This window comes from Paraburkholderia azotifigens (assembly GCF_007995085.1).
Classification (GTDB): Bacteria; Pseudomonadota; Gammaproteobacteria; order Burkholderiales; family Burkholderiaceae; genus Paraburkholderia; species Paraburkholderia azotifigens.
The window spans coordinates 1,826,248-1,838,736 of record NZ_VOQS01000001.1; the positions used below are offsets into that span (position 1 = coordinate 1,826,248).

10 protein-coding genes are annotated in these 12,489 nt (G+C 62.3%); 8 read left to right on the forward strand and 2 right to left on the reverse strand.

From position 1 onward, the window contains the following. Positions 1–81 precede the first annotated feature (81 nt). Entirely contained in the window at positions 82–1,704 is a 1,623-nt protein-coding gene (locus FRZ40_RS08125) for a multicopper oxidase family protein (RefSeq protein WP_147233823.1), read from the reverse strand. Positions 1,705–1,838: 134 nt separating this feature from the next. Between FRZ40_RS08125 and FRZ40_RS44690 the strand changes: the two genes are divergently transcribed. Then, positions 1,839–2,009: a hypothetical protein gene (locus FRZ40_RS44690; protein ID WP_158646991.1), complete on the forward strand. Its 171-nt coding sequence runs from the start codon at positions 1,839–1,841 to the stop codon at positions 2,007–2,009. 342 nt (positions 2,010–2,351) lie between these two features. Here the strand turns inward: FRZ40_RS44690 and icd are convergent, their stop codons facing one another. Next, a complete protein-coding gene (gene icd / locus FRZ40_RS08135) occupies positions 2,352–3,608 on the reverse strand; it encodes an NADP-dependent isocitrate dehydrogenase (protein ID WP_147233825.1) in 1,257 nt (418 codons plus the stop codon). A gap of 317 nt (positions 3,609–3,925) precedes the next feature. Between icd and FRZ40_RS08140 the strand changes: the two genes are divergently transcribed. The 7 genes from FRZ40_RS08140 to FRZ40_RS08170 all read left to right on the forward strand — a co-directional run bounded on the left by FRZ40_RS08140 (position 3,926) and on the right by FRZ40_RS08170 (position 12,456). Beyond that, positions 3,926–4,495 (forward strand): pseudouridine synthase, encoded by a 570-nt coding sequence (locus FRZ40_RS08140; RefSeq protein WP_147233826.1) that lies wholly within the window; start codon positions 3,926–3,928, stop codon positions 4,493–4,495. A 429-nt stretch (positions 4,496–4,924) separates the two neighbouring features. Beyond that, a complete protein-coding gene (locus FRZ40_RS08145) occupies positions 4,925–5,119 on the forward strand; it encodes a hypothetical protein (RefSeq protein ID WP_028370957.1) in 195 nt (64 codons plus the stop codon). A gap of 143 nt (positions 5,120–5,262) precedes the next feature. Continuing rightward, positions 5,263–5,778, forward strand: coding sequence for a DUF192 domain-containing protein (locus tag FRZ40_RS08150; protein WP_028370956.1), 516 nt, complete (start codon positions 5,263–5,265; stop codon positions 5,776–5,778). A gap of 266 nt (positions 5,779–6,044) precedes the next feature. Next, entirely contained in the window at positions 6,045–8,150 is a 2,106-nt protein-coding gene (gene fusA / locus FRZ40_RS08155; protein WP_028370955.1) for an elongation factor G, read from the forward strand. Positions 8,151–8,968: 818 nt separating this feature from the next. Continuing rightward, positions 8,969–9,460, forward strand: coding sequence for a cupin domain-containing protein (locus FRZ40_RS08160; RefSeq protein ID WP_028370954.1), 492 nt, complete (start codon positions 8,969–8,971; stop codon positions 9,458–9,460). An 18-nt stretch (positions 9,461–9,478) separates the two neighbouring features. After that, the gene (locus FRZ40_RS08165; RefSeq protein WP_147233827.1) at positions 9,479–10,498 is read left to right on the forward strand and encodes a HoxN/HupN/NixA family nickel/cobalt transporter; all 1,020 of its coding nucleotides are present in this window, start codon (positions 9,479–9,481) and stop codon (positions 10,496–10,498) included. Positions 10,499–10,770: 272 nt separating this feature from the next. Then, entirely contained in the window at positions 10,771–12,456 is a 1,686-nt protein-coding gene (locus FRZ40_RS08170; RefSeq protein ID WP_028370952.1) for an ABC transporter substrate-binding protein, read from the forward strand. Positions 12,457–12,489 lie beyond the last annotated feature (33 nt).

Consider the following 12,489-nt stretch of genomic DNA (forward strand, 5'->3'; position numbering starts at 1 on the left):
GCAGCCTTGAAAACCCGGCTTCATGCCGGGTTTTTTCGTTTCTGGCGCAGGCAATGCCTCTAACGATAACTACGGCAGAAATCAGACAACCTTGAGGGTCGCCATCATGCCGAGATCCTCGTGTTCCAGTATGTGGCAATGGAACATCCGCTCGCCCGCGTCGCGCTGCACCGTCGCGATGCGCACCGTTTCGCCCGGCTGCACGTTGACGGTATCCCGCCATGCGAGATACGGCTCGGCCGCCGCGACGCCGCCCCGCTCCCTTGCGATCACCTGAAACTGCGTACCGTGCAGATGAAACGGATGATCCATGTCGGTGCGGTTTTCGATCGACCAGATTTCGACTTCGCCGCGCCGGCTGGTCAGCGCGATGCGCGACGCATCGAAACTCGCGCCGTTGATCATGAACTGCATGCCGGGCGGCAACGCCGACATCGTAGCGCCGGGACGGTGCATTGCCGACATGTCCATCGCTTCCGAGAAAACGACCGATTTTCGCGGCGCTTTGTCCGCCGCGTTGTCAGTGGATGACAGCAGCGGGCCGATCGGCCGCAGCGCAGACGGCACGGCGCGCGATGCAGCCGTCGGTGACGGCGTGAAGCGCACGTCGGCGAGCGGCCTGGCCGGATCGGCGGGCAGGCTCTTTCCCTCCGTCATCGTCATCTTGCGGCGGTCGTAAGTGGCCGCCGTGAGGACCGCCGTCGACGCCTGCGTGCCGGCGCGCACGATGATCTCCGCCCGCTCGCCCGGCGCGAGCAACAGCTCCGTCAGGCCGTCGCGCGGCTTGTCGAGCAGGCCGCCATCCGTGCCGACCTGCGTGAAGGTCCGGTTCCCGCCCAGCGACAATCTCAGATAACGGGCATTGCAACCATTCCACAGACGCCAGCGCTCATCCTGCGCGACCTCGATGCGCGGCCGGCGTGCGCCGTTCACCAGCACGAACTGCCCTTCGCGGCCGTTCATCCAGTCCATCATGTCGTTCGGCGCGATGGACGCGTCGCTTGCCAGCTTCAGGTCCGTGAAGAACAGATGACGCTCGGGAAACGCGGCGAGGGGATCGTCGGCAGCGCGCACGACGATCGGGCCGGCCAGCCCGCGAAACACCTGCTCCGACGACATCATGTGCGGATGCGGGTGATACCAGTACGTGCCCGCGCTGCCGGGCGGCAAGGTGAAGCGGTAGACCTGCGTCGCGCCGGGCGCGACCGGGTTCATCGGATTGCCGTCCTGATCGGGCGGCACGGGCAGACCGTGCCAGTGAATCGTCGATGGCTGCGGCAAATGGTTGACGAAGCGGATTTCGACGGTGTCGCCTTCGCGCACGTCGATGAGCGGACCGACGATGGATCCGTGCGCGGCATCGCCATACAGCCACAGCGCGGTCGAACGCCCCGGCGTCAACTGGCGGCGCATGGATTGCGCGACAAGCGTCGTGCGGAACACACCCGGCTCGCGACTTTCGTTCGGCAGCGTGCGCAATGCGGCGAGCGGCGCGCCTGCGGGCATCGCTGTTTCGGGTGCGAGCGTCGGCGCCGCGTGCGCGGCACGATTGCCGGCGGCATGCATCGACGACATGCCGGGCATGTCATCCATATCAGTCATACCGTGCATGTCATGCATTGAATGCTGGGCGGAAACATTGCGTGCGAAAAGCGACGCGACGGCAACGCCCAAGGTACGGGCGAGAAAGTCCCTGCGAATCATGGATCGGTTTCCTTGCTGATGCGGCGCGGCAAACCGTTGCACGCGAACGCATGGAATCGTGTGACGACAGCATGACGCATGTCGCCGGCTTGCGCGCTGCCCATGGAAAAGCAGCGCTGACACGAACCCGTCAAATGATCGGCGGACGCACGGGCGGCGCACGCGTGACGCTCGCGCGCATCGCATCGCTATCGGCCGTAGGCATCCGGGACGACGCAACGCGCGCCGACCCGCCGGCATTCGACAGCAACGCACCGCAATGCACGCCGCACGCGCTCATGCAGCACAGCGAATGCGTGCGCTGACAACTCGGGTTCCGATCGCGCTCAGTCGTCGACGCAACGCAATGTGCCGCATCCGCATACATCGAGAAGGCTTGCGCGTGTACCGCACTCGACGAAACATCGTGATGATGTTCGCAGGCCGACGCGCCCTGCATGCCGAGCAGGGAAAAGGTCAACACGATGACAATGCGCCACAGCGATTTCATGCGAGCCGATACGAACAGGAGCAAAGAGAATGGACCAACGGATCATAACGCAGTCGCGTTGCCCCGTTGCCCCGTTGCCCTGTCCGGCGGACACGCAAAACGAAACCCCGGCGCTCGCCGGGGTTTCGTCACTGCAATTCAGAGCGTCGAACCGCGCTCACATGTTCTCGATCATCACCTGACCGAACCCCGAGCACGACACCTGCGTCGCGCCTTCCATCAGGCGCGCGAAGTCGTACGTGACACGCTTCGACAGAATCGACTTTTCCATCGACGACAGAATCGTATCCGCCGCTTCCGTCCAGCCGATATGCCGCAGCATCATTTCCGCCGACAGAATCTCCGAACCCGGATTCACGTAGTCCTTGCCTGCATACTTCGGCGCCGTGCCGTGCGTGGCTTCGAACATCGCGACGGAGTCGGACATGTTCGCGCCCGGCGCGATGCCGATGCCACCGACCTGCGCAGCGAGCGCGTCGGAGATGTAGTCGCCGTTCAGGTTCAGCGTCGCGATCACGTCGTATTCGGCGGGACGCAACAGGATCTGCTGCAGGAAAGCATCGGCGATCACGTCCTTCACGACCACGTCGTTGCCCGTCTTCGGATTCTTCACCTTCATCCACGGACCGCCGTCGATCAGCTCCGCGTTGAACTCCTTCTGCGCGAGCGCATAGCCGTAGTCACGGAATGCGCCTTCCGTGTACTTCATGATGTTGCCCTTGTGCACCAGTGTGACCGTGCGTCGATCGTTGTCGAGCGCATACTGGATCGCCTTGCGCACCAGACGCTCGGTGCCTTCGCGCGACACCGGCTTCACGCCGAGACCCGACGAGTCCGGGAAGCGGATCTTCTTCACGCCCATTTCTTCGCGCAGGAACTGAATGACCTTCTTCGCCTCGGGCGACCCGGCCGGCCATTCGATACCCGCGTAGATGTCTTCCGAGTTCTCGCGGAAGATCACCATGTTGACCTTCTCCGGCTCGCGCAGCGGCGACGGCACGCCCTTGAAATACTGCACGGGACGCAGGCACACATACAGATCGAGTTCCTGGCGCAGCGTGACGTTCAGCGAGCGGATGCCGCCGCCGACGGGCGTCGTGAGCGGCCCCTTGATCGACACGATGTAGTCCTTCACGACCTCCAGCGTTTCATCGGGCAGCCACACGTCGGGACCATAGACCCTGGTCGCCTTCTCGCCCGCGAAGATTTCCATCCAGTGGATCTTCCGCTTGCCGCCGTATGCCTTTTCGACGGCTGCATCGACGACCTTGATCATCACGGGCGTGATGTCGACACCCGTACCGTCGCCTTCGATGTACGGAATGATCGGCTGATCGGAAACGTTGAGCGAGAAATCCGGGTTGACGGTGATCTTGTCACCGTCAGCCGGAACCGTGATGTGCTGATACGCCATGATCGGACTCCAGTGATAGCTGTACTGTGAGAGCAGGTTGGAAATGCGAAACCGGGGCGCTTCTCTTGCGCGCGACGCAGCGCCACGCCGATGCGAGTGCTGATGCCAGATACCGATGCAACAAGCGGCCAGGCGGTTATTCTAGCCCACGTCGGCACCAGGCCGCGCTCGGGACGTGCACGTACCCGGGCGGCTGCGCGGCACCGCCGTGTTTGATGAACCATGTCTTATATAAGACATGGAAATTAGCCTGCCCGCTCATGCGTTAAGATTCCGCCATCCGTTATCGATGGCCCCGCTCTTCGCTCCTCCCACGCATGACTCTGCTCGCTCTCAACAAACCCTTCGGCACGATCTGCCAGTTTTCGGCGCATGAAACGCGCGCATCGCTGGCCGACTGGGTGAAGTTGCCCGGTGTCTATCCCGCCGGCCGGCTCGATTCCGATAGCGAAGGTCTGCTGCTGCTCACCGACGATGGCGCATTGCAGGCGCGTATCGCGGAACCCAGGCACAAACTGGTGAAGAGGTATTGGGCGCAAGTGGAAGGCGCGCCGACGGATCAACATCTGAAGGCGCTTGCGCGCGGCGTCGATCTGCGCGATTACGTCACGCGTCCTTGCCGCGCAGAATTCGTCGAACCGGGTGACGCACTATGGGATCGCACGCCGCCCATTCGATATCGCGCGGCCATTCCCACGACATGGATCGAACTGTCGATCACCGAAGGCAAGAACCGCCAGGTGCGCCGCATGACGGCGGCCGTCGGCTTTCCGACGCTGCGTCTCGTGCGTGTCGGTATCGGCGCGCTCGATATTTTTTCGCTCGGGCTGCAGCCCGGCGAGAGCCTCGCGCTATCTTCGCGCGCGCCGTGGGACGGCGTCGCGTAGCAACCCGCGCACCTGCGAATGCGAATGTCGATATATTGCTAAGCCGTTGTATCGACATGCGTTTTGCACGCAATTGCATCAAATTGAAAATACGCTTGCAAAGAACAAAATCGACGCTAAAGCAGCGCTAAATCGGCCACTCTGCGACGCGTTATCACACTTGGAAAAATTCCTGAAAATTTTCGTCAACCGCGTCGCGCGTTCATGCGTTAGTCCACGCAGATGCCGCTGACGCTGTCCGGCATTCAGCCTCAAGAGCCTTTGCACAAGTCGCTCCAACGACGTGTACGAAGGTGTCTGAACGCTAGCAGCCGCAAAGAAAATTTTCTTCGATGCGGATGTCAACCGAAAGGTGGATGGCACGTTTAACGACATGACTCAATCTAACCGGGTCATTTGGTTATTTATCTAAAGCTGAGGATTCGCAAAATGAACAAACTGATCGCCGCTCTGGTCGCTGGTCTCTTCGCAACGGCAGCATTCGCACAAGCTTCGGCACCGGAAGCAGCTTCGGCAGCTCCCGCAGCAGCAGCTTCGTCGCACAAGGCAACGAAGAAGGTTTCGCACAAGAAGTCGCACAAGAAGGCAGCTCCGGCAGCAGCAGCTTCGGCAGCGTCGGAATAAGTTTGTTGCAATAACGCAGTCAAGAACTAGCAGTTTGCCGTTCTTACGGCGTTGAAAGGCAGATGGCCGCAAGGCTCTCTGCCTTTTTGTTTTTGACGCGCTCGCGTAACATTCGCGATTCATATTCAGCAAGGAGCTACGCCGTGCGATTTTCATTGCGCTCGTTGATCGCGCGCTTCGCGATTGCAGTTGCATTGCCTGTTGCCGCGTTGTCGGCTGTGTCGTTCGCGGCGATGTCCGCGCAAGACGCTCATGCGCAGCAGATGCCGCAGGGCGCGAAACAACCCGGCGATTTCCCGCGCGCAAAACTCACGGCAGGCATGTTCGTGATCGATGCAGCCGTGGCCGCCAACGATGCCGATCGCGAGCAAGGCCTGATGTACCGCACGCAACTCGCGCCGAACGAAGGGATGCTCTTCGTGTTCGGCGAGAACGCCGTGCATTGCTTCTGGATGAAGAACACGCTGATTCCGCTGTCGATCGCCTTCATGCGAGCAGACGGCACGATCACCGACATCGACGAGATGCAGGCGGAAACGACCAACAACCATTGCCCGAAAAACAATGGTGTGTACGCGCTCGAAATGAGCAAGGGCTGGTTCACATCGAAGGGCATCAAGCCCGGCATGAAGATGCAGGGCCTGCCTGCGCCGCAATAAGCGGCCGCACCGCACGTCCAGGTCACGAGCTGGAGCGACAGCCGGCGCAGCCGCAAGGCGCGCCGGCTTTTTTGCGTCCGCTCCGCTACGCTACGAGGCCCGGCAAACCCGGCGCTTCGCGCTTCCTGGCAGGATTCCTGCAAAAGCGGGGACGACACGCTATTCTTATAGTCTCACCAGCAGCACCGAGATCGTCCGGGCCGCGCAGCAGATGACCGCGGACGGCCCGGCACCATTCACCGGCGCGCCAACTCATGGAGGTTCACGTGCCCCGCAAGACTCCTATCGAGCGATATCGGAACATCGGTATCAGTGCTCACATCGATGCCGGCAAGACCACCACCACCGAACGCATTCTTTTCTACACTGGCGTGACTCACAAGATCGGCGAGGTTCACGACGGCGCGGCGACGATGGACTGGATGGAACAGGAGCAGGAGCGCGGCATCACGATCACGTCGGCGGCCACGACGGCCTTCTGGAAAGGCATGGCCGGCAATTATCCGGAGCACCGGATCAACATCATCGACACGCCGGGACACGTCGACTTCACAATCGAAGTCGAACGCTCGATGCGCGTGCTCGACGGCGCGTGCATGGTCTACGACTCGGTCGGCGGCGTGCAGCCGCAGTCCGAAACCGTGTGGCGTCAGGCGAACAAGTACAAGGTGCCGCGCATCGCGTTCGTCAACAAGATGGACCGCGTGGGCGCGGACTTCTTCCGCGTGCAGAAGCAGATCGGCGAGCGCCTGAAGGGCGTGGCCGTGCCCATCCAGATTCCCATCGGCGCGGAAGAGCATTTCCAGGGCGTCGTCGATCTCGTGAAGATGAAGGCGATCGTGTGGGACGACGAAAGCCAGGGCATCAAGTTCACGTACGAAGAGATCCCCGACAACCTGAAGGAACTCGCGCACGAGTGGCGCGAGAAGATGGTCGAGGCGGCGGCGGAATCGAGTGAAGAAATGCTCGAAAAGTACCTGACCGATCACGAGAGCCTGACGGAAGACGAGATCAAGGCGGGCCTGCGCAAGCGCACGATCGGCAACGAGATCGTGCCGATGCTGTGCGGCAGCGCGTTCAAGAACAAGGGCGTGCAGGCGATGCTCGACGCCGTGATCGACTATCTGCCCTCGCCTGTCGACGTGCCCGCCATTCTGGGTCACACGGAAGACGACAAGGAAGCGGAGCGTCATCCGAGCGACGACGAGCCGTTCTCGGCGCTCGCGTTCAAGATCATGACGGACCCGTTCGTCGGCCAGCTGATTTTCTTCCGCGTGTACTCGGGCGTCGTCGAATCGGGCGACACCGTCTACAACCCGGTGAAGGAAAAGAAAGAGCGCCTCGGCCGTATTCTTCAGATGCACGCGAACGAGCGCAAGGAAATCAAGGAAGTGCGCGCGGGCGACATCGCGGCGGCTGTCGGCCTGAAGGAAGCGACGACGGGCGATACCTTGTGTGATCCGAACAACATCATCATCCTCGAGCGGATGATTTTCCCGGAGCCGGTGATCTCTCAGGCCGTCGAGCCGAAGACGAAGGTCGACCAGGAAAAGATGGGCATCGCGCTGAACCGTCTTGCGCAGGAAGACCCGTCTTTCCGCGTGCAAACGGATGAAGAATCCGGCCAGACGATCATCTCGGGCATGGGCGAGCTGCACCTGGAAATTCTCGTCGACCGGATGAAGCGCGAATTCGGCGTCGAGGCGACGGTGGGCAAGCCGCAGGTTGCGTATCGCGAGACGGTGCGCACGAAGGTCGAGGATGTCGAAGGCAAGTTCGTCAAGCAGTCGGGTGGCCGAGGCCAGTACGGTCACGCGGTGATCTCGCTCGAACCCGATCCGGGCAAGGGCTATGAGTTCATCGACGCGATCAAGGGCGGCGTGATTCCACGCGAGTTCATTCCTGCCGTCGACAAGGGCATTCAGGAGACGCTGAAGGCGGGCGTGCTGGCGGGCTATCCTGTCGTGGACGTGAAGGTGACGCTGACTTTCGGTTCGTACCACGACGTCGACTCGAACGAAAACGCGTTCCGCATGGCTGGTTCGATGGCGTTCAAGGAAGCGATGCGCAAGGCGAAGCCTGTGCTGCTCGAACCGATGATGGCCGTCGAAGTGGAGACGCCTGAAGACTTCATGGGTAACGTGATGGGCGATCTGTCGGGCCGTCGTGGGATTGTGCAGGGGATGGAGGATATTGCCGGTGGCGGCGGCAAGCTCGTGCGTGCCGAAGTGCCGCTGTCCGAGATGTTCGGGTATTCGACTTCACTGCGCTCTCTCACGCAGGGGCGTGCTACTTATACGATGGAGTTCAAGCAGTACGCTGAGACGCCGAACAACGTGTCGGAAGCCATTATTAATTCGAAATCCAAGTAGTTTTTTTGTTTTGCCTTGCGTGAGGGCCCGTTCTTTTTGGACGGGCTTTTTTTTGCTGCGCTGGCATCCGCGAATTCGTATCGGTGCTTCAGGCGTTGCCCCTGTGCGGGGCGGCACCTACTTTTCTTTGCAGCGGCAAAGAAAAGTAGGCAAAAGAAAGCCGCTCACCCCGCCAATCCTTGTGTTTGCCTGCGGGCCCCCACGGGTCCCGCACTCCAGACGGCAACGCGCTATCCCATGTGCGTTGCCAGCGCCTTTAACCGGCGCATCACCCTCTCCAATCACCCGTAGCGCAGCCAGCGGCAGCGATTCGCCTGCGCCGCCCAGGTGGCAAACGGTGTGTAGGTTGTCGCACCTCTTACGCTGGCGCTCCTACGACACCGATCCCGCTTTTCAGTCCGGAGTGGTGCACTTACGTCGCGACCGCCTACACACCGTTTGCCACCTGGGCGGCCGTGGACTTTCTGGTAAAGCGAAACGTGACGTGGGTAGGTGAAGCGGGTGAGGCGTGAGTTAGTACGCTGGCAACGGGCGTGAGACAGCGCGATGCCGTCTGGAGAGCGGGACCCGTGGGGGGCCCGCAGGCAAACACAAGAACTGGCGGGGTGAGCGGCTTTCTTTTGCCTACTTTTCTTTGCCGCTGCAAAGAAAAGTAGGTGCCGCCCCGCACAGGGGCAACGCATGAAGCACCGCTACGAAATCGCGGACGCCAGCGCAGCACAGCACAGCACAAAAGAAACCAACACCCGTGCCGCCCAAGGCACCAACATTTTGACCATGCCAGAATGGCAAAACAAACCGGCAAGGAGACGAAAAAAATGTCCCACGACGACGATCATCAAGCGCCGACAGACTGGCGCACCAACGGCGTGAAAGTCATCAAAGGCGACCAGCTGGACACGAACACGCCACAAACCCCAGGCATGAACCGCGCAGCAGCGATCAACGCCGCCCGCGTAGGCGCTCAAAAAATCTGGGCCGGCACGGTAACGATCCATCCAAATGCAAAAACAGGCGCCCACCACCACGGCGCACTGGAAAGCGTGATTTACGTCGTGCGCGGCCACGCAAGAATGCGCTGGGGCGAACACCTCGAGTTCACCGCCGAAGCCGGCCCCGGCGACTTCATCTTCGTGCCGCCCTACGTGCCGCATCAGGAAATCAACGCCAGCACAGACGATCCCCTCGAATGCGTGCTCGTGCGCAGCGACAACGAAGCCGTCGTCGTGAACCTCAACATCGATGCCGTCGAACAACCCGAAACCGTCTACTGGGTCGATCCCATCCACAAACACCCGCACGATCACTGAAGCCCCTGCCCCGCCCACATGACGCCGACTCTCTCCCTGCGCCTCCGCCTCCTCACGCTGTACGCCGGACTGATCGCCGCCAATCTCGCCGCGTGGGCGTGGGCGCTGATCGCGTTTCGCCACTATCCGCTGCTGCTCGGCACCGCGTTGCTCGCGTATGGATTCGGTCTGCGCCATGCCGTCGACGCCGATCACATCGCCGCCATCGACGCCGTCACGCGCAAGCTGATGCAGGAAGGCAAGCGGCCGCTCGGCGTCGGACTCGCGTTCTCCCTCGGGCATTCGAGCATCGTGATCGCGGCCACCGTCGGCATCGCATTGACGGCGCTGTCGCTGCACGGGCGCTTCGAGGCATTGCATGCCGTCGGCGGGACCATCGGCACGCTCGTGTCGTCCTTCTTTCTGCTCGTGCTCGCGGGCGTGAACCTCGTGATCCTGCGCGACGTGTGGCGCCGCTACCGGCATGTGCAACAAGGCGGACAACCGACCCACGAAGACGCCGCACGCGGCGCGCCCGCCGGCCTGCTGTCGCGCGCGCTCAAACCGCTGTTCAGGCTCGTCACGAAGAGCTGGCACATGTACCCCGTCGGCGTGCTGTTCGGCCTTGGCTTCGACACGGCAACCGAAATCGGTCTGCTCGCCATCGCAGCAGCCGAAGCGGGCAAAGGCCTGCCGCTCTACTCGATCCTCGTGTTTCCCGCGCTCTTCACGGCAGGCATGACGCTCGTCGACTCGACCGACAACGTACTGATGGTTCACGCGTACAGCTGGGCAATGGACGACCCCAAGCGCAAGCTCTACTACAACGCCAGCATCACGTTCGTGTCGGCCGTCGTCGCGATCGCGATCGGCGGCATCGAGGCACTCGGATTGCTAGCAGACAAGCTGCAACTCAGCGGCGGCGCATGGGACGCGGTGGCGGCCGTCAACGAGCGCTTCGGGATGCTCGGCTACGGCATCGTCAGCGTGTTCATGCTGTGCTGGATCGGCTCGATCCTGTTTCATCGCTGGCGCCGGCCCGCAGCGGCCAGCCATTAGCGAACCACCATCGCACGGGCACGGCGCTCCGACGCCCGAGCATCGGAACATGCGCCGCAACGCGCCGCCGGACAGTCGTCCCGACGCCGCGCCGTTGTGCGTACGACACAACTCTCGGCGCGGATTCGTCTGAAGGGAACCGTGCGCGGTAGCGAATGCTCCTAATTCGGGGGCAATCGCTTACACTGAACCCGCATCGTGATCGCAGTACCACCGCAGCGCCCGCGCCTTTGCGCACGGCGTCCCAACAGAACGGATCGGACCCACCATCGATGAAGAATTCCGCGGACCCGCGTTTTGCGCCTCGCCTGGCCGAATCAGCTGACCTGGATGCGACGCGCCTCAGCGCCAACGCCCACGGCAACCACGCCATCGACGAATTCCTCGCCGGCCGACTGACGCGCCGCGAACTGCTGCGCTATGCCAGCGTGATGGGGATGTCGCTCGCGGGCGGCAGCCTCCTCGCGCCGCGCAGCGCGCGCGCCCAGGGCGCAGCGGGCGCCAACGCGACGATCCGCGTCGCGCATCTGACGCCCGCGGGCGCCGTCGATCCAATGACGGTCACCGACGCCGCCAGCCTCTGCCTGCTCAATCAGACGGGCGAATTCCTGATCGACGACGACGGCGAAAAGCAGACGCTCAAGCCCGCGCTCGCACTGTCGTGGAAGCCGAACGACAAGGGCGACGTGTGGACCTTCAAGCTGCGCGAGAACGTGAAGTTTCACGACGGCCAGTCCTTCACCGCGAAGGACGTCGCCGCGACCTTCGACCGTCTTGCCGATCCCGCCGCCGGCTCGGCTGCGCTGTCGACCTTGAAGGGCGTGCTGTCGAAGGGCAACACGAAGGTCGTCGACGAACACACGGTCGCGTTCCATCTCGATGCGCCCAACGGTAACTTCCCGTACTACGTCTCCTCGGACAACTACAACGCCGTGATCCTGCCCGCGAACTACGCGGGCAATTACGAGAAGACCTTCATCGGCACGGGCCCGTTCAAGCTCGAGAAGTATCAGGCGAAAGTGGGCGCGTCGTTCGTGCGCAATCCCGACTATTGGGGCGACAAGGCCTTGCCGCAGCGCGTGCAGTTCACGTTCTATGCGGACCAGCAGGCGCAGATTCTCGCGCTGCAAGGCCATCAGGCCGACGTGATGGGCACCTTCACCGTGCAGGGCGGCCAAGGTTTGATCAACAACCCCGAGTTCAAGGTGATCGGTGTGAAGTCGAGCGCGCATCGACAGATCCACATGCGCGTCGACAGCCCGCAGTTCAAGGACAAGCGCGTGCGCCAGGCGCTCGCGCTGTCGCTCGATCGCGACGTGATCGTCAAGGGTCTCTTCAAGGGCCGTGCGCAGGTCGGCAACGACAGCCCGTTTGCGCCCGCGTTTCCGTCTTCGGATGCGGGCGTGCCGCAGCGCAAGATCGACGTCGCGAAGGCGAAGCAGTTGCTTGCGGCGGCGGGCATGCCGAACGGCTTCGACGTGACGCTGACGACCGAAAAGTACATGGAGATTCCCGACCTTGCCGTGGTCGTGCAAAACTACGCGAAGGCCGTCGGCATCCGCATCAATCTGAAAGTGGAGAGCCAGTCGCAGTACTACGGTTCGGGCACGCCGGGCAAGTCGGACTGGCTCGATTCCCCCCTCGGCATCACCGACTACGGCAGCCGCGGCGTGCCGAACGTGTTCCTGAGCGCGCCGTTGACGAGCGGCGGCACGTGGAACGCCGCGCACTTCAAGAACCCGCAGTACGACAAGCTGGTCGCCGACTACGTCGCAGCCCTCGACATCGCCGCGCAGAAGAAAGTGTCCGCGCAGATCCAGACGCTCTTGCTCGACGAAACGCCCGTGATCTTTCCGTTCTTCTACGATCAGCTGATCGCCGCGCGCAAGCAGCTGAACGGCGTACGCTTCACCGCAATCGCGCAGCTGTATTTCGATCGCGCGACGCTCGCGGGCTGATCGCGCGCGTCGCGGCGAGCAAGGGATAGCCAG

What these genes read in the sequence shown, in the direction of transcription:
- FRZ40_RS08125 (WP_147233823.1), bottom strand. Translation starts at nt 1,704, where the DNA reads ATGATTCGCAGGGACTTTCTCGCCCGTACCTTGGGCGTTGCCGTCGCG.
- FRZ40_RS44690 (WP_158646991.1), top strand. Translation starts at nt 1,839, where the DNA reads ATGATCGGCGGACGCACGGGCGGCGCACGCGTGACGCTCGCGCGCATC.
- icd (WP_147233825.1), bottom strand. Translation starts at nt 3,608, where the DNA reads ATGGCGTATCAGCACATCACGGTTCCGGCTGACGGTGACAAGATCACC.
- FRZ40_RS08140 (WP_147233826.1), top strand. Translation starts at nt 3,926, where the DNA reads ATGACTCTGCTCGCTCTCAACAAACCCTTCGGCACGATCTGCCAGTTT.
- FRZ40_RS08145 (WP_028370957.1), top strand. Translation starts at nt 4,925, where the DNA reads ATGAACAAACTGATCGCCGCTCTGGTCGCTGGTCTCTTCGCAACGGCA.
- FRZ40_RS08160 (WP_028370954.1), top strand. Translation starts at nt 8,969, where the DNA reads ATGTCCCACGACGACGATCATCAAGCGCCGACAGACTGGCGCACCAAC.
- FRZ40_RS08165 (WP_147233827.1), top strand. Translation starts at nt 9,479, where the DNA reads ATGACGCCGACTCTCTCCCTGCGCCTCCGCCTCCTCACGCTGTACGCC.
- FRZ40_RS08170 (WP_028370952.1), top strand. Translation starts at nt 10,771, where the DNA reads ATGAAGAATTCCGCGGACCCGCGTTTTGCGCCTCGCCTGGCCGAATCA.